Here is a 22,016-nt window from a genome sequence, read left to right as displayed (position 1 = left end):
TATTCTCTTACGCAAAAAGGCTGTAGCCAAGAATGGCACAGCCTCTTGTATGCTTCCATCAATCGCTAACTAGATGCCATTAATAAATTAATCCTAAAAGCTCTTCTTTCGAAATTTTACCTAAGTAATGAGATACTTCGATATCTTCTAGTGCATCATCCATTGCTTGACGATCATATCGTACCCCTTTTAGCTTGTCCTCTAATTCACTAACATCTCCAACACCGAAAAAGTCACCATAAATTTTGCAATCCTCAATCATTCCTTTATGCACATCCAAGCGTATGTCAACTAAACCAGCTGGGAATTTGTGTGAATGCTGGATGTTAAATTTCGGTGATTTTCCATAATTCCATTCCCATTGCTGATAGCGTTCTTTCGATAATTGATGAATATTTTCCCAGTCTTCTTCTGTTAATTCATAACGTGGTACCTCTTCTAGCTTATCAACATGAAAGACATGACAAAGTATATGCTCCTTTAATGCATCCATTGATAGCTTATTTTCCATAAATTCTGAAATATTTGCTACACGACTTCTGATGGATTTTATTCCTTTAGAGATTATCTTCTCTGTTTTTACATTGAGTGATCTTACCACATGTTCAATTTCAGAATCATACATTAATGTTCCATGACTAAACATTCGACCACGTGTTGTAAATTGGGCATTTCCTGAGATCTTGCGCCCCTCTGCAACTAAGTCATTACGTCCACTTAATTCGGCAGGAACCCCCAGTGCCTTCAATGCATCCACAACGGGTTCTGTGAATTTTGCAAAGTTATGAAAACTGTTACCATCATCTTTTGTAATAAAGCTAAAATTCAGATTTCCTTGATCATGGTAGACTGCACCGCCACCAGAAAGACGACGGACAACGTGAATACCTTTTTCCTCTACATAGTCTGTATTGATCTCTTCAATTGTATTCTGATTTTTACCAATAATGATCGAAGGTTCATTTATGTAGAACAGCAAATAGGTATCCTTCTCTCCGAACTGTTTTAATATATATTCTTCAATAGCTAAATTAATGTGTGGATCTGTAATTCCTTTATTATCAATAAATTTCATTTGATAGTGACACCCCTTTTTATCTAAGCTTTTCTACCTAAGTATAAAAGAAGAAAGAGGATAAAACAATTTTTTGAAATTGTACTAATACAAAGTATTGATTTTTTGATTTTGTTATAATACAATAAATGTACGACACGATTTTTGGAGGGATTTGTCTATGATAAACATCTTAGAATTCTTTCGTAATATCCCTAGAAAAAAGTGTGTAAAGTGCGGAAATGATATTGTAGAACAAGCAGATTGTTATCATAACATTTGTGACAGCTGCAATCATCCCGCCATTTAACCTATACGTCTTTTACCCTATATCTTTCGTTCCTTTCATCCTTCTTATCCTGCTGAATAAGGATGACGAACATTCCCATCCAATTAATCAAGATATATGTGAAAGACAGACACCTGCAGCTTCTAAAGCTGCTCTTTTTTTATATATGGTATAAACACAAAAAAAAGTAGAGTGCTTTTCTAAGCAACTCTACTCGGCTAAAAACTCTAACATTTTCTTGACGGTCTCTTCCCCTTGATCAATACAGTCCGGAATCCCAATCCCTTTATAGGGACTACCAGCTACATATACGCCAGGGAGGTGTTCCATCAAATCTCCTTCTAATTTTTCTACCATCTGCTTATGCCCAACACGGTATTGGGGCATTGCATTTTCCCAACGTGTCACAACAGAAAAAAGAGGTTTACCATCAATCCTCATAATCTTATTCAAATCGGCAAGAACTAGCTCCTCTAATCCATCATCTGATAGATGAATCACTTCTTCATCACCAGGTCTTCCTACATAACAACGAAGCAATGCCTTTCCTTCTGGTACAGTGGTTTCCGGCCATTTTTTATGTGTCCATGTACAAGCTGTTATACGATTACTACTATTGCGTGATACGACGAAACCAGTACCATCAATATCTTCTTTAATAGCAGACTGATCAAAGGCTAACACAACATTTGCTACAGATGTTGCCTTCATTTCCCCTAGCTTTTGGATAAAATCATAAGAACCTAACATTTGTTTCATGGATGCAAAAGGTGTTGCCACCATCACCGCATCAGCATTCACTATTGAGCCATCTGATAAGGAAAGTTGGTAGTTACTATTTATTTTTTCCAATGATTTAACCTTTGTATTTTTATAGATCATTTCATCCCCAAGAGCTTGCTCTAATGCTTCCACGAGTGTTTGTAAACCACCTTCAAGACTGTAGAACATGCTTCTCTTTTTACCCGTATTCTTCGTCTTTGGCATCGACTTTTGCAAGCCCCTTACAATACTGCCATACTTTTGCTCCAGTTCGTAAAAATTTGGGAAAGTAGCCATTAAGCTTAAATCATCGATATCTCCGGCATAAATACCAGATAGTAATGGTTCTATTAAATTTTCAACCAATTCATCACCAAATCGCTTGCGAAAGAATTTTCCTAGTGATTGATCGTCTTGAGGCATTCCTTTAGGTCTAATAAAATCCATCCCTGCTCGAAGCTTGCCCGCTATACTAAATAAATCGGATAATAAAAATGGTTTGACTTGAGTAGGAATACCCATAAATGATCCTTGAGGCATACTATGGAGTTCATTTCCAATTAGTATATAAGATTTCCCTGTCCCATTTGTTACTAGCTTATCCCCTAAGCCAACCTCACGGACAAGACGCTCAGCCGACTGCTTTCGAATGAGAAAGGAATCAGGCCCACGTTCCATTGTAAAGCCATCCCGACGCTCTGTTTTAATTTTTCCACCAAGACGATTGCTCGCTTCTATTACATTCACTTCATATGGTAGATTTTCTTCTTTTATCTGCTTTTTTAAGTAAAAAGCGGCGGTAAGTCCCGCAATACCACCGCCAATGATTACAATCTTTTTCATGATCGATCATTACTTTTATATTTATTTAACACAACGGTTGCTAAAGTATCGATAAATTTAGGATGAGCGTTCGGCATGGATGGACGATAGTAGTTCGCACCAAGCTCCTCACATACAACCTTACATTCATAATCATTGTCATAGAGAACTTCTAAGTGGTCTGCAACAAACCCAACCGGGGCATAAATAAAGCTGCGGTATCCTTTTTCATTATATAACTCACGGGTTAAATCCTGTACATCTGGACCTAACCAAGGATCAGGCGTATTTCCTTCACTTTGCCAGCCAATTTCCAAATTTTTGATTCCTGTTTTTGCTTTAATAAGGTCTGCCGTTTTTTGTAATTGCTCTGGATATGGGTCACCATATTGCAAAATTTTCTCAGGAAGGCTATGGGCAGAGACAATAAGCACCGCGTTCTCTTTTTCTGTTTCTTCCATTTTTTCATATTCTGCTAAGATGGCTTCCTTCCAATAATCGATAAATCCTTCTGCATCATACCAGCTTTCCACAGAGTTTATCGTGATACCAAATTTAGCTGCCTCGTCTTGAGCACGACCATTGTAAGACTTCACACTAAAAGTAGAATAATGTGGGGCAAGTACTATAGAAATAGCTTCTGTTATCCCATCATCAGCCATTTTTTTCACTGCGTCTTCTACAAATGGCTCAATATGCTTTAAGCCTAAGTAGTGAACGAATTCCACATCATCCTGTACTTCATTTAAATGGTCTTCTAATGCCTTTGCCTGATCTTTCGTGATTTTAGCAAGTGGAGAAATACCACCGATTGCTTTGTATCTCTCTTTTAAGTCTTCTAACATCTCTGGGGATGGTTTACGTCCATGGCGAATATCTGTGTAATAGCGTTCTATGTCTGCTTCCTCATAAGGAGTACCATATGCCATTACGAGTAGTCCGATTTTTTTCTTTGTCATCATGAAACATCCTTTCTATGCTTGCTTGGAATAAGTATGAATAAATTCAGTTAATTTTTTTAAACGATCTGGATTTATTTCTGGTGTCACTCCATGTCCAAGGTTAAATATATGACTCGGATATTGTTTTCCTTCATCAATGATTTCTTTCACTTTCTTTTCAACCGTTGCCCAATCTGAGAGCAGGAAGGCTGGGTCTAAGTTCCCTTGTAATGCCTTTGTTACATCTAAGCTTCTCGCCTCACGAATAGATAAGCGCCAGTCTAATCCAAGCACATCAACAGGGAGATCATTCCATTCCTTCACTAAATGACTTGCACCTACTCCAAATAAAATAAGAGGTACATTATTTTTTCTCAATTCTGTAAAAATATGCTGCATAATTGGTTTGATGTAGGTACGATAATCAGCAACATTTAACGCACCAACCCATGAATCAAAAATTTGAATAGCTTGGGCACCAGCTTGTATCTGGGCGTTGACATACGTTATTGTCATATCAGCTAATTTGTCCATCAGAGCAAACCATGCCTTCGGGTCACTATACATCAATGCTTTTGTTCGATGATAATTTTTCGATGGACCTCCTTCAATCATATAGCTTGCTATGGTAAAAGGAGCACCACTAAAACCGATCAAAGGTACTTGAAGCTGTTCCTTTGTTAATATTCGAATCGTTTCTAATACATATGGAACGTCACTTTCGGGATCGATTGTTCCTAATTTCTCCACATCTTTTAATGACTTTATAGGATTCTCAATTACTGGACCAATGCCAGATTGGATCTCTACATCTACACCAATTGCCGGTAATGGTGACATGATATCCTTGTACAAAACAGCTGCATCGACATTATACATGTCTACAGGAAGCTTCGTAACATAGGCACATAGTTCCGGCTGGTGAGTAATTTCAAATAAAGAATATTTCTTTTTTAATTCTCTATATTCTTTTTGGGACCTTCCAGCCTGACGCATATACCAGACAGGCGTATAGTCTGTTTCCTCACCACGAAACGCTTTTAAAATCGTATCATTAAATGCTGTCATATCTATTCCATCCTTTTTCCTCATTCTATTTAACTATAAAATGTTTAATCGTACATGTATAGCATTTTTCACAATTGTTCACTAAATTGTAATTATTATAACTAAAAAACAATTATAAAGCTAAAATTAATTCTTATTCTCTAAAGGTTGTGATATTCGATGGTTGTCCCGATTGCTCTGTTAACGGATTATATGGAACTACATAATACTGCTTTGATTGAAAAACATCACCTAATCCAACAGTATAATTCCCTTTCCCTTTCACTTCTCCAACTAATTTATCCTTTTCTTCCCTCTGTTCATAAATTTGATAAACAATTCGTTCATCATCAGCTACTGTCCAGTTTAATTCTCCTTGAATTACGGTGAAACCGCCAAATTCTATCGATGTCGATAAATCCGTAATGACAGGTAATTCTCCGATTGGCTTAGGCAACTCCTTCACTTGATTAGGTTTTTCAAAGTTTTGCTTTAACGAATAATGTTTATCTATCTCTTGTAAAATCGATTTTGTCAATCGAGTCGGTGCTTCACTACCAGTGGTGAGATAATTTTCTGCTGGAGCTTCGGAAAACCCTATCCATGCTGACATCACATAGTCAGGAGTGAATCCCGCAAACCAGGCATCTTTTATATTCCCCGGTGAGTGTGGATGCTCTGTCGATCCTGTTTTTCCTGCTAATGCTTTGGAAAAATCTCCATTTTGTGCTGTACCCGTTTGGACAACCCCCTCTAACATCCGTACCATATTCCATGCGACCTGTTGGTTAAAAATCTCCGTTGTTTTTTGTTCTTGTGGAGTGATAATCTCTCCTGAGGAATCGGTTATGGATTGGATACTTCTCGATTCCGTCCATTGTCCTCGATGAATAAAGGTACGATATGCTTCTGTTATTTCTATAGGTGTTAATCCTTTTTCTAGCCCACCTAATGCGATAGCAAGTCCTTTATCTTTTATAGTAAGATTCATTTTTTCTAAAACAGCTTTACTATAATCAATTCCGATTTGATCTAATAACCAGACTGCTGGAGCATTTTTCGATTGGTTGATCGCCTCATACATCGTGACTTGCCCATCATATTGACCGTCTGCATTTTTAACGTGATAGCCATCATAATCGATATCTTTGTCAAGGAGTAAATCGTATGGTTTATATTCCCCTAATTGCATAGCTGGACCATAGACTGCTAAAGGCTTCATAATAGACCCAGGCTGTTTAGCAACATGAAGCTGATTAATTTCCGAGAAGGAAAAATCACGACCAGCAATTAATGCCTTTAAATGTCCTGATTCTTGTTCCATTAATACGAAGGTCCCATCCACCTTTTGATTAGAAGCTTGAAAAAAGCTATCGTCCTGCATTTTTTGATAGGCAATTTTTTGCATTAGTGGATCCATATATACCTCTATCGTATAGCCACCACGCTTCAACGCCTCCCTACTGAGCCCATATACATACTCTACTTCCTTCAATACATGGTCAAAATAGTCATCTAACCATGGTTCCTCCTCCTGCTCATGTGTTTGAACGTTTATCGTTTTTGCTTGGAAGGAGAGCATCTCTTCTGTTGAAATTTCTCCATACTTCTCCATTTGAGAAAGGGCAAGGTCTCTTCTTTCTTTTGCCTTTTCCTTATCAATATAAGGAGAATAAGTGTTAGGGGCTTTTACCATTGCAGCAAGGAGTGCCCCTTCATCGATCGTAAGCTCTGAAATATCTTTTCCAAAAAAGTAATCCGCTGCTGTTCCGACACCATAAATTCCATGCGCAAAATACACTTCATTTAAATAAAGCTCAAGAATTTTTTCCTTACTATAATTACGTTCCAAATAGATGGAAGCCATAACCTCTTTCGTTTTTCGCATCCATGTTTTATCATTAACTAAGAATAAGTTTTTCGCTAGCTGTTGCGTAATCGTACTTCCGCCTTCGACTTTGCTCATGGCGAGAATGTCACGATATAATGCCCGTGCAACTGCTGGAAAGGATATTCCGGAATGTTCATAAAAATCCTTGTCCTCTAATGATAAAAAGGCAGCTTCCACATGTTCAGGTATTTCATCTATGGAGACATACTCACGATTTTCGCTATAAAGTTTTCCTAGAATTGTCCCATCCTCAGTTACAACCTTAGAGGTTTGGGGTAAATATGTAGCAGCTTCATTAAAAACTAAACTTCCACCAAATAATAAGAATAAATAACCACAGAAAGCGAAGAAAATCATTGCAGTAAAGATAATAACCAACACTTTAAAGCGTTTTATCATTACCCAGCTGTTCTGCATCCATTTATGGAGAAATCCCAACAGTTTGCACCACCTTTCATCAAATTTTGGTATCTACACTTGCATCTTTTGTCACATTTTAACACACAATATTTTTATTTTATCACACAACATACGGGAAAAACGATTTTAAAGAATTGATAATCGAGGAGGAAAGAAAATGAAGGCATTTATGACAAATGGTACTTTTGAATACTTATCGAAGTTAGAAGATCAACACCCCTTTATTCTAATGCATAATGCGGATACAGCCATTGCATATTATGAAGATGATAAAAATTCTTCTATTTTCAAAACAAGCCGAAATTATGAAGTAGTCCTATCACAAAATGATTTGCAAGAAACTGGTTTTATCGCTCTTACACATCTTCCCATTACAGACGAAGGTGCTCCTATTTTTGAATTGGAATTAAAGGAAACAGCTAAGAACATAACAGATCACCCAGGATTTATCGCACTTAGACTCCTACGTCCTTCCAAGGGGAAAACGTATATCTTACTAACAGAGTGGCGAAATAAATATGCTTATCAAAGATGGAAAAATGACGAAGGAATGGCAATAGAACAAAAGCCATATAGTGCAGGCCCTGCCTATACTAATGTATATCAAGTAGGAGAAGAGGAAGCGTAAGTACTTGGAGAAATAGGGACTGAAGGATTGCATGGGTGTTGGGACGTGTATCATCGCTTTGATAACAGAGTTTTTAAAATGTGGAATCGCCCGAAATGTTACTTCACTAAAAAACAATCCAGACTTTTCTAACTAGATAAAAGTCTGGATTTATACCTTTTTTATTCCATTATTCTAATACTTCTGTTTCAAAAAATGATTCGAATCTTTCATTTTCTTGTTCCCCAACAATACGGGCAGATTCTTCTCCATCTTCAAAATGGACAAGGGTTGGTGTTGCCTCAATTCCATATGCATCCCATTGTGCTTCAAACTCTAATAAATTTAATTTAACTAGATCAATCCCATAGCCTTCTGCCATTGGAACGACAACTGGGGTAGTACGTTGGCAGTGTACACATGTAGGACTATAGAAATAAACCGTTACATCTTCACCATTTTCAAGCTTGTCTGCTAGCTCATCTGGTAGAATTTGATTTTGATAGTTTTCATCATCTAATTGTTCGATGGTTGCAGAATGAAGGTCTGATTTATCGTACGGATTTCCTTCTGACGCCTTGTCCTTTTGATATTTCACGACGAAGAATAAGGCTAAAAAAATTACTACTAGCACTATGATAAATATAATCATCTTTTTCAAAATTAAGCTCTCCTTTGTTGAACAATTAATGCAAGGTGTAGGCTAAAAATGACTAAAAAAGCTACAAATGCTTGAAAAGGAATGGTGATAAACCCTAGAAAATCTACATAGATAGCATTACAAGGAACCACTCCACATGCATCCCCAGCAGATTGTAAGCTTGGTACATTTTGAATTAAATAATGATAGCCAGAAACGAGAATACCGATTCCACTCATTATGATTCCAGGAAATGCATATCTGATATCTTTTTTATAAAGAGCATACCCATAAATAAGAACTAGTGGATACATTAAAATTCGTTGATACCAGCATAGTTCACAGGGTATATAATCCATAACTTCTGAGTAAAATAGGCTGCCTAGCATAGCAACTAAACTTTGCGCCCAAATGATAAACAATAGCGTATCTTTCTTACTATCCATTATCCACCTCTCTCCTCTCCCATCTTATTATACAGATAACCATTCTATTTACAAAATAGATTGAGCGATTTTACAAAAAATTTAAACAGAGGCTAGCCGTGAAGGTAGCCCCTGTAATTTTTAACCGATAAATTGATAATATAATTTTTTAGCTTCTGTCAAATCTTTTGTGCCATGAATCAATGTTCTACCATCTTGAAAAACGACCATACGATGGTTCTCTATTTCAAATGAAAGAAGGTATGGATTCTGAAAAACCTTTAATGATTGTTTTTTTTGTAAATGTCTAGCGATTTCTTCTAAATGTACTTGTTTATGTGGGGAACGAATTTGAACCGTATTTCTTCCACATAAAACGGCGGTTTTTAATTGTTGCTCATAAGAAAGATTTGGAAACTGTTTATTTTCGGAGCACGATGGGCAATCTTTCTTTCTTAAAGATTCGACTGCTAACTCCATTCGCTGATTTTGCCATAGATCAAACGCTATTAGTTTTCCTGATAATTGTTGCTTGTTACCAGTTAAAATCTTGAATGCCTCGATCATTTGATGAGATACGACCATTTGTACTACAGGGCTAACAATACCAACAGTATCGCAGGTTGCGCCATCCTGTGGAATATGTTTCATTAGGCATTGTAAGCATGGGGTTTCATTAGGTAAAACGGTAAATGTGATGCCATAGCTAGCAACACAGCCACCATAAATCCATGGCTTTCGATATTTTTGACAAAGGTCATTTATAAGCAAACGGGTTTCAAAATTATCGGTCGCATCAATGACTAAGTGAACCTTTGGTATGATTTGTTCCAGCTTACTGACATCTGCATCCATCACCATTGCGTCAATTTTGACCAAATGATTAATCGACTCTAAGCGTTCCTTAGCAGCAATTGCCTTTGGAGTTTGATTGATTACATCCTTTTCAGTGAACAGCTGCTGTCTCTGCAAATTACTCTCTTCCACATAGTCACGATCTACCAAGGTTAATTTTCCAACTCCAGCACGTGTCAATGTCTCTGCACTAATAGATCCTAAGGCACCTACCCCAATGATAAGTACATGGCTTTTAGAAAGTCGCAATTGCCCCTCTTCCCCGATTGGCTCAAACAATATTTGTCTACTATAACGACTAGCTTCCAACACTTATCCCATCCTTAGGACTACTGGCTACAGCATAATTCTTCTTTTCTATCCTACCTGCTGTATAGCCGAGTCTTCCTGCGTCAATCCCTAGCCGCATAGCCTCTGCCATTTGTACTGGATTATCCGCCCCAGAAACTGCCGTATTTAACAAAACACCATCTGCTCCTAATTCCATTGCTAACGCTGCATCACTAGGTGAGCCAATACCTGCGTCCACGATAACTGGGACCTTTGCTTGTTCGATTATAAATTGCAAGTTTAATGGATTTACAATGCCTTGGCCACTTCCAATTGGAGAAGCTCCTGGCATAATAGCGTGAGCACCTAATTCCTCTAATTTACGTGCTAGTACAACATCATCCGAGGTATATGGCAATACAGTGAAGCCTTCTGTCAATAGAGCTTCTGTTGCTTTTAATGTTTCTACTGGATCTGGGAGCAATGTTTTGGAGCATCCAATAACCTCTACTTTCACCATATCACATAACCCTGAAGCATCAGCTAATTTAGCGATTCGAACTGCCTCTTCTGCATTACTTGCTCCTGCTGTATTTGGCAAGAAAGTAAATTTTTCAAGGTCGATTTTTTCAAGAAAATTGGGTTGGTTTGGATCAAAAATATTCATTCTCCGAACAGAGAAGGTTAATACTTCTGTTTGGGACACCTCCACCGCTTTTTTCTGCACATCAAAATCCGAGAATTTACCTGTTCCTAAAAATAATCGTGAGTTAAATTGATACTTTCCTATTGTAAGCATTGCTCATCCTCCTCCTACAAAATGAACGATTTCGATTCTGTCACCATCGTTTATGATAGTCTTCTCATGGTCCTCTTTTTTCAATATTTGCTGGTTATGTTCTACAATCAAAGATTTGTTCCTTAGCTCTAAATGTTCGATCAATTGCTGTATGCTATTCACACTGCTATTAACTGTTAAATCATTTCCATTGACCAAAAGCTTCAATCATTTCACCTACCTTCATGTAAATGCTTTTTGAAATCGATGAAGAGAAAAATTCTCCTTATATGCTGCCTTTACTTCTTTTCCTTCTATTAAATCGGCCATAAACTCACCCGTAATAGGTGAAAGCAAAATACCATTTCTAAAGTGAGCATTTGCCATATATAAACCTGCTATATCGGGTACTTCTCCTAGAAAAGGGAAGCCATCTGCTGATTGTGGTCGTAATCCCGACCAAAAGCCTTCCATTTTTGCCTTCTTCAAACATGGCAAAATCTTTTGAGCACGAGTTAATAATTGATAAATTCCTTCAACACGCACTTCTTTATCCCAATCGTTAGGCATAGAAGTCGCACCAATGATGATTCTTTGCTTACTCTTAGGAACGAGATAACAGCCATTGGTAACTATTGTTGATTCTACCTTCAGCTCTTCTGTGATTAACGATAAGCACTCCCCTTTTACAGGTGAAATAATATACGGATCTGTTAAAAAAGGAAGCAAATGATTTCCGCCTACTCCTGTTGCCAATATTATTTGATCTGCATAATAACAACATTGATTTGCTCTTACTCCTTGAACTTGCCCATCTTTGATCAGAAGTTTAGTTACAGCCGTATATTCCTTTATTGTTGCTCCATTGTTTCTTGCAGCAAGAGCAAATGCTATTGTTAAATCTGGTGCTGACACCTGACCGTCATTCGGTAAGTATAATGCTGTTAGAAAATGAGAGGTAATATTTTTTAGTTCCTTAACTACCTCATCACGCCCTAAAATATATGCCTCTTCGCCTGCATCAACTTGGAAACGAGCGATTTCCTCTAATTGCTGCCATTCCTTTTCATGGAAGGCAAGCTTATACATCCCATTGTTCATATAATGGATATCCACGTCACTTTGATCCTTTAGCTCTGTTGCTAACCCTGGAAAAAGGGAGCGACTTTCTCTTGCAAATCGAAACAAAGGAGAATCCTCTGAAAATTCCGCTTGTGCTCCGAGCATTCCAGCAGCAGCACTTGATGCCTCACATCCTATTTTGTTTTGTTCCAATACTAAAACGTTATACCCCCTTTTCGTTAATTGATACGCAATTGAGCAACCTATGACACCAGCACCGACAATGATTTGATCATAATTATTCATACCTATCCCTCCTTGCTTCCTTCAACACTTTCCGGTATGCCTTTACAGCTTGAAGAGGTTGAGCTGCCTCCCATATTCCAGACATTATCGCAATGCCACTCGCATTACATTTCAGTATATCCCGTGCTAGAGCTGGAGTTATTCCACCGATTGCATAAACTGGAATTGCAACACTGTCTATTAACCTATTAAGTGCAATTAATCCTCTTGGAACCTGGTTAGGTTTAGAATTACTAGCAAAAATATGTCCATACAACAAAAAATCTGCACCTTCTTCTTCTGCTCGCTTTGCCTCTTTTACGGAATGAACAGATTTCCCACATAACATGGATGGAAAATGTTTTTTTACTGCAGATACACAAGCACTATGGTAAGCAAGCTGCACCCCAGCGCACTTCATCATGTATGCTACATCGATCCGATCATTTATGATGATTTTGGATAGAGGGAACCCAATCCCTATTAATGAATTAATAGAATCCATTAATTGTTTTGCAGTTTTTTCTTTTTCTCTAATATGGAGAAAGTCAATATCATGTTGGATTTCTTTAAGGATAGGGAGATGTTGGTTAGAAAAATTCCCATTAGATATTAAGTGCAGATGTTTCTCGATCAAAATCTTTCACTCCTTTGTCACACGCAATGGGAAATGGAAGAAAAACTTAAATTGAAACGTAAATAGCCACTTATCTAATAAAGACAAGTGGCTTGATTATGCTAAAAACATGCAAAGCTATTCTACCACTTCCCTACGCTAGTGTTAACCAGATCAGGTTCAAAGGGTCCGAAATAATCCGTCTCAGCCTTAAAGGCTCCCCTAGTGTTCGTTATGAAGTTAGTTGCTTACAGGAAAAGAATAGCATAGATTCACGGATTTGCCAATAAGGGAGTTTTTTTATGTTTAATTTTAAAATTTAAGGGTAGACATATAATGGAAGATTAAAACGTGAAAGGATGTTAGCTAACATGGCACAAGATGAAAAAAAATTACAAGAATTAATTGATGGATTAAATGTAGACTTAGCGAATGAATATGCTTCTACTATTATGTATACCTATCATGCATCTGTAGTATCTGGGTTGTATCGCTCCTTATTAAAGCCTTTCTTTGAAGATGAGATTGATGATGAGATTGGACATGCCCTATATTTGTCAGACAAGATCAAAACATTAGGCGGGACTCCAACTACGACACCAGCTAAAGTAGAACAATTAACAGATGTAAGAGCAATGCTTGAAGCAACATTAAAAGCAGAAACCGAGACAATTGAACGCTATGAAAAAAGGAAACAACAAGCAGAAGAATTAGGTTTTACAGAGCTTGTCGTTAAATTAGACGATATGATCGCAGATGAAACAGGACATAAAGAAGAAACGCAAAGACTTCTAGCTGATAAAAGCTTCTTTTAGGAAAAACCTGACTTCTTGCGATGCCTTTATGCTTTTCTAAAATGTAAATACCCCCCTTTTTATATAGATTAATGTTAGCCCGGGCTCACAAGCTCGGGTTATTTTTTTTAGCTTGAGTCACCATGCACATCTAGAATACTGTGATATAATGAGAAAAAATGTAAGAGGATGATGCATATATGCTAAACAATCTTTTTATAGAAATAGACCAACATTATGATGAGATGGTAAATATGCGAAGATATTTGCATCAATACCCTGAGCTTTCCTTTTATGAATACAAAACCGCTGCCTTTATTGCAGAGCACTATCAGAGACTAGAAATACCATACCAAGCAAATGTCGGTGGAAACGGTGTTGTCGCTACACTAACTGGAGGCAAACCTGGTAAGACCATCGCATTGCGAGCAGATTTTGATGGACTTCCCATCCAAGATGAAAAAAAGGTGGAATATCGTTCCAAAAGTCAAGGTGTGATGCACGCCTGTGGCCACGATGGTCATACTACGACACTGTTAACCATTGCAAAAATATTTAAACAATATAAAGAAGTTATTCCTGGCAAAATTGTTTTTATCCATCAGCATGCTGAGGAAGTCGCACCTGGAGGCGCAAAACCAATGATTGATACAGGAATATTAGATGAGGTGGAGCTTGTATTTGGAACACACTTATGGACAAATACGCCATATGGAGTTGTGCAGACAGCACCTGGAAATTTTATGGCTGCTGCCGATAAGTTTACGATTAAAATTAATGGAACCGGTGGTCATGGAGGTATTCCACATCAAACCAAGGATCCTATCGTGATAGGTTCCCAATTAATCGCAAATCTTCAGCAAATTATTAGTAGAAAGCTTGATCCATTAGCCACAGCCGTTCTATCCATCGGTACCTTTCATGCAGGGAATGCTTATAATGTAATACCAGATTCCGCAATCATTGAAGGTACTGTAAGAACGCTTGATTTAAAACTACAGCGGTTCATCATCTCTGAAATGGAAAGGATCATCAAAGGTACTTGTCATAGCTATGATGTTTCCTATCATTTTGATTACCAAAAAGGATATCCACCTGTCGTGAATCATAAGGAACAGGCAGCATGGATTATTGAAGCTGCCCAACAGGTTTCAGAGGTTAAAAAAGCTGAAATGGTTGAACCAAGCATGACAGGAGAGGATTTTGCTTATTATTTAGAACGTAAACCTGGGGCATTTTTCTTTACGGGCGCACAAATAGAGGATGGATTTATACCACATCACCATCCTAGGTTTGACTTTGATGAACGAGCAATGAAAATCGCAGCAAAAACTTTGATTTCAGCAGTATATCGTGCCAACCAGTAGATAACTATTACATAGTTAACCACCATTAAAAATGGCTATCCCCTAATAAAAAATGGGATAGCCTCTCCTATTATTTGTTTACCTGTTTCGTTTTTACCCCTTCAACTTCTTATGAACATAAGCAGGGATAACAAATTGAATGAATAAAATGCTAAAAATAAACATGAACAGACCAAGCTCTAGATTTCCGACAAAGAATAAAAATACAGCAAATATAACGAGCTGGATAATCATTAATTGCTTTAACCACTTAATAAAGGACGCTTCCCTAACTTTTTCAGTAATTGGATATAGATCCAACCATACTAAGGTAAAATGATGTTTCCATAATGGCATTAATTGTATGAATGTCATATAACCAAAGAGAATCGCAAAGATGAGCTTGAGCCATGGATTTGGTACATAGTAAACGAGTAGGCAGCCAATAACTAGTAACCGGATATATATTCCAAAGTATTCTCCACTTCTTGCCGTAGTTAAACGGAACAAGAAGGTATAGCTATTATGTTGTTTATGAGGAATAGAGCTTGTTAGTAGGCGCGCCAATCCATGTCGCTTCTTCACTGTCGTTTCTAAGTGTGGTACGTCTGTGAACATGTTAGCCAGACGATAGAAGGAGCGCATTCTTAAATAATCCCGTTCTATTAACAAATCCCATTGGATACCAGGCTGCTTTTTTGCTAATAAATAATTGTATAGGAACAAACCAACAAGTATAGCCGTCACCATAAATAAATACATCGTTTCCCTTTCCAAAAAGAAATAAACGATAGCAATAATAAGTAATAAACGCACAAGCTGATCGATAACTCGTGAGGATCGCTCCCTTATCTTTAACATCCACCAATTGGCCAGTATACTCCATGCTTTGATAAGTAAAAGTAAAAAGAGTAGAAGGAAGTAAAGTGATCCATCGGAAAAGGATGCAAAATACAATGGTGCCATTACAGCATAAACAAACAAGACAAGGTAGATTTGAGTAAGATAACTATAGATTAGCGTACGAGTAAAATAACTAGCAAGCTTCTGTTCAGCAGGTATTAAAAAAACCACATCTGCCTTTTTTAATAGTGTTTGAATCGGACTATACATAGTAAAAAAGCCTAACAAAACGGCAATTACAATGGCTACTGGAAAGTTTTCTGGGAGCTCTTCTAACCATTTTTGGTAATAAACAGCCATAGCAGAGAAAATAAAAAACATCGCGATTGCTAGGTGACCTGTTAGAATATAACGCAAATAGCGATTCAATTCTTTTACATGTGCCTTGAGACGTTCGAAAAAAAACTCCTTCGCGTTAAGCATGAGCATCTGCTTCCTTTGTTAATTGAATATATAAATCATCAAGTGTCGCTTCAGGGCGACCGAAGGCATGTCTTAATTCTTCTAACGTTCCCTGTGCTCTGATCTTCCCATCATGAAGAATGACAAAACGATCACAATACCGTTCTGCAGTTGCTAAAATATGCGTTGACATTAGTACGCCTGCCCCTTGCTCCTTCATTCGATTCATCCATTGCAAATAAGACTGGATTCCAAGTGGGTCTAAGCCAACAAACGGCTCGTCCACTATGTATAAATCGGGCTCCACAAGAAAAGCACACATGATCATCACCTTTTGACGCATCCCTTTAGAAAAATGGATTGGAAACCATTTTAACTTTCCATCTAGTCGAAATTCCTTTAATAAAGGCTCTACCCGTTTCTTGAAGATTTCTTCTGGAATATCATAAGCCATAGCTGTTAAGCGTAAATGCTCTTCCAATGTTAGCTCATCATATAAAACAGGCATTTCTGGTATATATGAAAACTGTTGTCGATAGGCTTCTTTTTGCTGATTAAAGGTTTTTCCATTGATCGCAACAGAACCTTTTTTCGCCTGCATTAATCCAATGACATGTTTAATAGTTGTACTTTTCCCAGCGCCATTTAAACCGATCAAACCGACGATTTCGTTAGGAAATACATCAAAGGAAATCCCGTGCAATACATTCCGATGAGTATATCCACCTTCTAATTGTTCAATATGTAATAGTGGCTCCATTTCCAACCATCCTTTCTATTACCTTACATGCTAAAATATTATCATTTTACTGGTGTTATGCCAAAGAATTTCACTAGATGAAAGAAATGTGATGGTCATTGTTGCGCAACCTAATATTTATTTATACAATAGAATTAATGATTACATACTAAATGAATATGCTAAATATAAAATTAAAAGGAGCGATATCGTTGGCTACACACAGTGATTGCATTTTCTGTAAAATTGTCAAAGGAGACATACCGTCTGCTAAGGTTTATGAGGATGAATTGGTTTACGCCTTTTTAGACATCAGTCAGGTAACAAAAGGACATACATTAGTTATACCGAAAACACATGCGAAGGATATTTATGAAACAGAGGAAGATATCGCAGCAAATGTGTTTAGCCGTGTTCCAAAGATCGCTAATGCTATTAAAGAATCGTTTTCACCAATTGGATTAAACATATTGAATAATAACGAGGCACCTGCAGGGCAATCTGTTTTTCATTTACATATCCACTTAATTCCCCGCTATAATAAAGAAGACGGATTTGGTATGAAATGGGTAACACATGATGATCGGTATACACGAGAAGACCTTTCATCGATTGCCGAACAGATAAATCAAAAGATTTCATCCTAGAAGATTTGAAAAATATAGTTTGATCCGATAATAAATAGAGAATAATAAGAATAGAAAGGACGTGGTTGATCATGATTAATACGAAATCACTTATGCTTGGAATCGTTGTAGGTGGTGTAGTTAGTGCTACAGCTACATTACTAAGCACTCCGAAGTCTGGTAAAGACCTTCGTAATAATATGAAGCATTATAGCAATGAAGCCATTGATTCATTCAATCGCTTTCGTGAAGATGGGATGGATATTAAAGAACAAATCACCAAAACCTCTAAAGAAGGGGTATCACTAATTAAAGATCTCTCTCTTGATGTTAAAGAATCGATTGAATCATGGAAGAAAACCGTCGAGCCCCATCAGAAAAATATCCAGAAGTATTTAAATCAAATAGAAAAAAGCTTAAAAGAACTAGAGGACAAAACCAAAAATCGTACGGAAAGCTACTAATTATCAAAAATGGCTCCTGTCAATATAATGACAGGAGCCATTTTTTTATTTGAACGGGTATTGCTTTTCTTCGTAATTCTACATGACATAATCATTCTTCTTATACTTAAAATGAAGCTTAATAAACTGGTTCATCATTTTTTTATACATTCCCTCATCTCTGAGTGCAATCATCGTTTTTTCCGGCTCCAATTTCTCACAAAGTGCTCCAACGAATTGGACGAGTAATGGTTCAAAATGAAGGTAGCCTTCCTCTATCCATTCCTCAAATTGACCCTCTAATCGTTTTAAAAGATCTAGGGTTTCTTGATATTCATATTCTGTTACTTCATTTTCAAATAACATTTGGGTAAAAGGATGGTCATTTAATTTGCTTATAGAGCGCAATAAATAAAGTTGAAATTGTTGTTTTTTCAATTCTGCCTCCATTTTTGACACGTTTCCTACCACCTTTCCAAAAACCATTGTTCTATTCTAAATTTTTGCAGGCAATTTCAATCAAAAATTCTTTCGTAATTTTTTCGTAAAACCTATTGATTTTTCTTATGAAACATACTATATTCATGAGGTGCTTTTTTAAAATGAAAATAAAAACCCAATCATCCTATGTAAGAAAGAGGTGATCCAATTGAATTGTTGGGATTCCATAAATGTTACTAAGCAATTAGGGTTTTATCGTAGTATGATCCTTTCGTTATTATTCGGTTTCTTATCCTTTATATTATTATATTTGCCTTTTAATTTTATACATGAAAATACGTCGATTCGAGAATATGGACTATTCCCATTGATTGTTGGATTAGCTATACTACCATTATTACACAAATTCTTGCATATTGTACCTCTAAAATGCGCAAATAAACATCTGAAATTAAAATGGTCTTTAAAGCTGAAGGTACTTCCATATTTTGAGGTTTGTAGCAATACTAAGACATCAAAGCCTGTCTTATTAATTGGTCTATTAGCACCGACAATCTTTATTACCATTCCTTGTGTTATCATGGGATACCTTTCTTCTGGCTATTATCCATATTTTATCTTATTTGGTGCCATTAATTTGAGCCTCTCCTATGTTGATTTTGTTTACGTCAATAGATTATGGCGTGCACCGAGACACTGTGTGATTGCAAACGATGATCGAGGCTATGATATACTAATTCAGAAATAATACAAGGATTTTTATCCTTGTATTATTTCTATTTTACCTAAAGGACATACTGTTCAAATATACAATTTTTTGATAAAGTAGTAACATGAGAGAAGGAGGTAAATGCATGATTTTTGTATTTATAGTATTTTCTGTATTTGTATTATTTATTTTTAATTCTTTAACATATAGGTTATGTCTACAAACCGATATGGCGAAAGAGAAACAGCCAAACGTATTTCGAACGATTAATATTCTCATTACCATCCTGCTTATTTCATCCTATGTGGAAGTAATCTATACATAATAATATTAAAATATGTAAAAATAGAGTAATCTTCTTTTTCTCTATTTATTTTTATAAAAAGTATGTTATATTATTGCAAGAACGAAAAAATAGTCTTAGAAAACAGTAGGAGTGTATGTATTATGAAAAAGTTAGCAATAACAGCAACTCTAGCAGCTAGTGTATTAACCCTTTCTGCCTGTTCCTCAGATCCCGAAACAGTGGTAGAAACAGATTCAGGTGAAGTGACAAAAGAGCAATTCTATGAAGAATTAAAGGCAAACAGTGGAGAGCAAGTTCTTCAGCAACTAGTGCTTGAAACGATCTTAAATGATAAATATGAAGTTTCTGATGAAGAAATTGATGCACAAATCGACCAAATGAAAGAACAATATGGCGATCAATGGGAAACAGCTTTAAGTGGTAGTGGTTATGCAGATGAAGATGCATTACGGGAGGATATCCGTGTTAGCCTACTTCAACAAAAAGCTGTGACCGAAGATGTGGAAGTAACCGATGAAGAGATTCAACAACGTTATGATCGTATGGGTACAAAGCTAGTGGCAAGTCATATTCTTGTTGCAGATGAGAAAACAGCGAATGAGGTTATTGAGAAATTAGATGCCGGGGAAGATTTCGCTGCCTTAGCAGAGGAATACTCAACAGATACAGCAAGTGCCGCTAATGGTGGTGAACTTGGAGAGTTCGGACCAGGGGAAATGGTACCAGAATTTGAAGATGCTGCTTACAATTTAGAAATTGATGAAATTAGTGAGCCAGTACAATCTTCTCATGGATGGCATGTCATTAAAGTAACTGATCATGTAGAAAGTGAAGAAGAACTTGAACCATTAGAAGATATCAAAGATCAAATTCGCCAAGAAATTGCGCTATCTAAAGTAGATCAAACGGCAGGTCAAGAAAAACTTCAAAGCCTAATTGATAATGCTAAAGTGGATGTTAAACTCGATGAGTTTAAAGATCTATTCAAGAAAGAAGAAGCACCTGCTGAATCAGGCGGAACAGAGCCTGGAACGGATGCAGAATCTGGAGAAGGTGCTGAATCAGAGGAAGGAACAGAATCCAACAGTGATTCTGCAGAGGAAGAAACAGAATCAAATTCTGACGCTGAGAAAGAGTCTAATGCAAATGACGGAGATGAATCTTCAGCTGAATAATTTATCTTTTCGCCCTATCTCTCCACACGAAGAGATAGGGTTTTTCTAAGCATCGAAATTTAACTCGGCTCGGTAATCTTCGAGATTTCTATATAAGGAGTGTTATCATGACTCAACTCACCTATTTTTATGATATGATTCCCATTCAATATGAGGTAAGCGATGAATTAGCAGCACATATTACTTCCACATTCTCACTACCACCACTCCCTGAAGAAACGGCTATTTTCGATTTAAACCAATCAAAAAAGGGTACAACGATAGCAACTAGAGTATTACTGAATGAGTTTGAGATAAGACAAACAAAGACAAAAAAATCCTTTCTCAAGATCACCTTCAGTAATCAAGCTGGAAATATTCCTGCTAAAATGTGGGATAATAATGGGGCTGTACTGAATACAATACCATTACTAGAAAAGGAAGCTATTTTTGATATTCATGCACAGGTAGATGAGTTCAATGGTTATAAGAGTCTCACCATTAATAGCTTAGCACCTTGTCAGGATCAAATCGATCCATTTCAATTGCTAGCATACACGAAGCAGGATTTATCGCAGCTCCGATTGGAATTATTCGCCTATTTATATGAATTAAAAGAACCTTTTCAGCAAATTTCGATACAAGCAATGGAACAATTATGGGACGCCTTTCGACTGAGCCCAGCTGCTAAAGGGCATCATCATAATTATCTCGGTGGTCTATTAAAACATACGGTTGGGTTAATGCGATTTTGCCGATATATCGTGCTACAAGAGGAAAATCCTTTTAAAGCAGTCATGAAACTAATTAACAAAATTGAAACACAATATAAATTGGAAATCTGGGACTCATTAAAATCAGACGACCAAGTCTCCTCCTTTGTCTGGAAGGATACGATCGACCATTTATACCATATGTTACAAGGAATGACAGCACATAAGTTTGATGATGTGCATTACGATGCCTTGATAACAAGTATTCTTTTCCATGATATTGGTAAACTAATGGAATACGACTATGCCGGAAAATCATTAGATATTTTTCGTTATTTATACCCAACTGCACATTTTGCTGAAAACGATACGCGTAAGCAAGCTGGGATCACCATGGATCCATTAGGTGTATTGATTGGACATATTCCTTATGGTGTACTTCTATTAACAAAAATTATCGAGGAAAAGAAGATATCGATAAGCATGGAAGAAATTCATTTAATGTCACACTGTATTTTGTGTCATCACGGCTTACCAGAATGGGGTAGTGCTGTCCGAAAACCTCTAAATCTAGAAGGCTATATTATTCACATAGTAGATTATTTAGACAGCCGTTATGAAAATACAGAAACATTTGATCAGAAGTAAGTTACATCTATGAATAAAGGAGTTTAT

Annotated in this window: 25 protein-coding genes and 1 riboswitch; of the genes, 10 read left to right on the top strand and 15 right to left on the bottom strand. The window is 36.8% G+C overall.

Features of this window, described 5'->3' with window-relative positions; translation table 11 throughout:
• Positions 1-79: 79 nt before the first annotated feature.
• On the bottom strand, positions 80-1,075 hold the full coding sequence (locus ACZ5N5_RS11515; RefSeq protein WP_054788832.1) for a lipoate--protein ligase: 996 nt from the start codon (positions 1,073-1,075) through the stop codon (positions 80-82).
• A gap of 160 nt (positions 1,076-1,235) precedes the next feature.
• Here ACZ5N5_RS11515 and yhfH point away from each other — a divergent pair, with 160 nt between their 5' ends.
• The gene (gene yhfH / locus ACZ5N5_RS11510; protein ID WP_109985083.1) at positions 1,236-1,364 is read left to right on the top strand and encodes a protein YhfH; all 129 of its coding nucleotides are present in this window, start codon (positions 1,236-1,238) and stop codon (positions 1,362-1,364) included.
• Between the two features lie 189 nt (positions 1,365-1,553).
• Here the strand turns inward: yhfH and hemY are convergent, their stop codons facing one another.
• The 4 genes from hemY to ACZ5N5_RS11490 form a co-directional block, all read right to left on the bottom strand.
• Positions 1,554-2,948, bottom strand: coding sequence for a protoporphyrinogen oxidase (hemY, locus tag ACZ5N5_RS11505; RefSeq protein WP_109985084.1), 1,395 nt, complete (start codon positions 2,946-2,948; stop codon positions 1,554-1,556).
• Positions 2,945-3,886 (bottom strand): ferrochelatase, encoded by a 942-nt coding sequence (gene hemH, locus ACZ5N5_RS11500; protein WP_277678513.1) that lies wholly within the window; start codon positions 3,884-3,886, stop codon positions 2,945-2,947. Before hemH ends, hemY begins: the two co-directional genes overlap by 4 nt.
• Positions 3,887-3,901: 15 nt before the next feature.
• Positions 3,902-4,936, bottom strand: coding sequence for a uroporphyrinogen decarboxylase (hemE, locus tag ACZ5N5_RS11495; protein WP_464372526.1), 1,035 nt, complete (start codon positions 4,934-4,936; stop codon positions 3,902-3,904).
• 133 nt (positions 4,937-5,069) lie between these two features.
• Positions 5,070-7,244 carry a transglycosylase domain-containing protein gene (locus tag ACZ5N5_RS11490; protein ID WP_464372525.1) on the bottom strand — a complete coding sequence of 725 codons (2,175 nt, stop codon included), beginning with the start codon at positions 7,242-7,244 and terminating at the stop codon, positions 5,070-5,072.
• A gap of 139 nt (positions 7,245-7,383) precedes the next feature.
• Here ACZ5N5_RS11490 and ACZ5N5_RS11485 point away from each other — a divergent pair, with 139 nt between their 5' ends.
• A complete protein-coding gene (locus tag ACZ5N5_RS11485; RefSeq protein WP_054788833.1) occupies positions 7,384-7,854 on the top strand; it encodes an antibiotic biosynthesis monooxygenase family protein in 471 nt (156 codons plus the stop codon).
• Positions 7,855-8,023: 169 nt separating this feature from the next.
• On the opposite strand, the gene ACZ5N5_RS11480 is transcribed toward ACZ5N5_RS11485, so the two are convergent.
• The 7 genes from ACZ5N5_RS11480 to ACZ5N5_RS11450 form a co-directional block, all read right to left on the bottom strand.
• On the bottom strand, positions 8,024-8,494 hold the full coding sequence (locus tag ACZ5N5_RS11480; protein WP_464372524.1) for a thioredoxin family protein: 471 nt from the start codon (positions 8,492-8,494) through the stop codon (positions 8,024-8,026).
• A gap of 2 nt (positions 8,495-8,496) precedes the next feature.
• Complete coding sequence (locus ACZ5N5_RS11475; protein WP_109985089.1) at positions 8,497-8,919, bottom strand: disulfide oxidoreductase; 423 nt, start codon at positions 8,917-8,919, stop codon at positions 8,497-8,499.
• A 120-nt stretch (positions 8,920-9,039) separates the two neighbouring features.
• Complete coding sequence (locus ACZ5N5_RS11470) at positions 9,040-10,062, bottom strand: ThiF family adenylyltransferase (RefSeq protein WP_054788834.1); 1,023 nt, start codon at positions 10,060-10,062, stop codon at positions 9,040-9,042.
• Positions 10,052-10,822: a thiazole synthase gene (locus tag ACZ5N5_RS11465; RefSeq protein WP_464372523.1), complete on the bottom strand. Its 771-nt coding sequence runs from the start codon at positions 10,820-10,822 to the stop codon at positions 10,052-10,054. Before ACZ5N5_RS11465 ends, ACZ5N5_RS11470 begins: the two co-directional genes overlap by 11 nt.
• A gap of 3 nt (positions 10,823-10,825) precedes the next feature.
• Positions 10,826-11,029 carry a sulfur carrier protein ThiS gene (gene thiS / locus ACZ5N5_RS11460; protein ID WP_054860523.1) on the bottom strand — a complete coding sequence of 68 codons (204 nt, stop codon included), beginning with the start codon at positions 11,027-11,029 and terminating at the stop codon, positions 10,826-10,828.
• A 15-nt stretch (positions 11,030-11,044) separates the two neighbouring features.
• Complete coding sequence (thiO, locus tag ACZ5N5_RS11455; RefSeq protein ID WP_464372522.1) at positions 11,045-12,169, bottom strand: glycine oxidase ThiO; 1,125 nt, start codon at positions 12,167-12,169, stop codon at positions 11,045-11,047.
• Positions 12,162-12,785 carry a thiamine phosphate synthase gene (locus ACZ5N5_RS11450; protein ID WP_342767752.1) on the bottom strand — a complete coding sequence of 208 codons (624 nt, stop codon included), beginning with the start codon at positions 12,783-12,785 and terminating at the stop codon, positions 12,162-12,164. Before ACZ5N5_RS11450 ends, thiO begins: the two co-directional genes overlap by 8 nt.
• Before the next feature lie 113 nt (positions 12,786-12,898).
• A riboswitch (TPP riboswitch) is annotated at positions 12,899-12,998 on the bottom strand.
• 137 nt (positions 12,999-13,135) lie between these two features.
• Between ACZ5N5_RS11450 and ACZ5N5_RS11445 the strand changes: the two genes are divergently transcribed.
• The gene (locus tag ACZ5N5_RS11445) at positions 13,136-13,579 is read left to right on the top strand and encodes a ferritin-like domain-containing protein (RefSeq protein WP_054788842.1); all 444 of its coding nucleotides are present in this window, start codon (positions 13,136-13,138) and stop codon (positions 13,577-13,579) included.
• Between the two features lie 179 nt (positions 13,580-13,758).
• Positions 13,759-14,925, top strand: a complete 1,167-nt coding sequence (locus ACZ5N5_RS11440) for an amidohydrolase (protein ID WP_464372521.1) — start codon at positions 13,759-13,761, stop codon at positions 14,923-14,925.
• 93 nt (positions 14,926-15,018) lie between these two features.
• On the opposite strand, the gene ACZ5N5_RS11435 is transcribed toward ACZ5N5_RS11440, so the two are convergent.
• Both ACZ5N5_RS11435 and ACZ5N5_RS11430 read right to left on the bottom strand, forming a co-directional pair.
• Positions 15,019-16,230, bottom strand: coding sequence for an ABC transporter permease (locus ACZ5N5_RS11435; protein ID WP_277678506.1), 1,212 nt, complete (start codon positions 16,228-16,230; stop codon positions 15,019-15,021).
• Positions 16,223-16,969, bottom strand: a complete 747-nt coding sequence (locus ACZ5N5_RS11430; protein WP_109985095.1) for an ABC transporter ATP-binding protein — start codon at positions 16,967-16,969, stop codon at positions 16,223-16,225. Before ACZ5N5_RS11430 ends, ACZ5N5_RS11435 begins: the two co-directional genes overlap by 8 nt.
• Before the next feature lie 191 nt (positions 16,970-17,160).
• Here ACZ5N5_RS11430 and ACZ5N5_RS11425 point away from each other — a divergent pair, with 191 nt between their 5' ends.
• On the top strand, positions 17,161-17,595 hold the full coding sequence (locus ACZ5N5_RS11425) for an HIT family protein (RefSeq protein WP_245902352.1): 435 nt from the start codon (positions 17,161-17,163) through the stop codon (positions 17,593-17,595).
• 71 nt (positions 17,596-17,666) lie between these two features.
• Positions 17,667-18,038 (top strand): YtxH domain-containing protein, encoded by a 372-nt coding sequence (locus ACZ5N5_RS11420; RefSeq protein WP_109985096.1) that lies wholly within the window; start codon positions 17,667-17,669, stop codon positions 18,036-18,038.
• A gap of 78 nt (positions 18,039-18,116) precedes the next feature.
• Here the strand turns inward: ACZ5N5_RS11420 and ACZ5N5_RS11415 are convergent, their stop codons facing one another.
• On the bottom strand, positions 18,117-18,467 hold the full coding sequence (locus tag ACZ5N5_RS11415; protein WP_245902390.1) for a DUF1878 family protein: 351 nt from the start codon (positions 18,465-18,467) through the stop codon (positions 18,117-18,119).
• Positions 18,468-18,666: 199 nt separating this feature from the next.
• Between ACZ5N5_RS11415 and ACZ5N5_RS11410 the strand changes: the two genes are divergently transcribed.
• The 4 genes from ACZ5N5_RS11410 to ACZ5N5_RS11395 all read left to right on the top strand — a co-directional run bounded on the left by ACZ5N5_RS11410 (position 18,667) and on the right by ACZ5N5_RS11395 (position 21,989).
• Positions 18,667-19,206, top strand: coding sequence for a DUF3267 domain-containing protein (locus ACZ5N5_RS11410; RefSeq protein WP_054788840.1), 540 nt, complete (start codon positions 18,667-18,669; stop codon positions 19,204-19,206).
• 106 nt (positions 19,207-19,312) lie between these two features.
• Complete coding sequence (locus tag ACZ5N5_RS11405) at positions 19,313-19,492, top strand: hypothetical protein (protein WP_054788841.1); 180 nt, start codon at positions 19,313-19,315, stop codon at positions 19,490-19,492.
• Between the two features lie 122 nt (positions 19,493-19,614).
• On the top strand, positions 19,615-20,649 hold the full coding sequence (locus ACZ5N5_RS11400) for a peptidylprolyl isomerase (RefSeq protein WP_464372520.1): 1,035 nt from the start codon (positions 19,615-19,617) through the stop codon (positions 20,647-20,649).
• Between the two features lie 107 nt (positions 20,650-20,756).
• Entirely contained in the window at positions 20,757-21,989 is a 1,233-nt protein-coding gene (locus ACZ5N5_RS11395) for a hydrolase (RefSeq protein WP_464372519.1), read from the top strand.
• The last annotated feature ends 27 nt before the right edge of the window (positions 21,990-22,016 follow it).

It is taken from the genome of Gracilibacillus sp. JCM 18966 (assembly GCF_055392695.1).
This window is presented reverse-complemented; position numbering and strand designations above follow the sequence as displayed.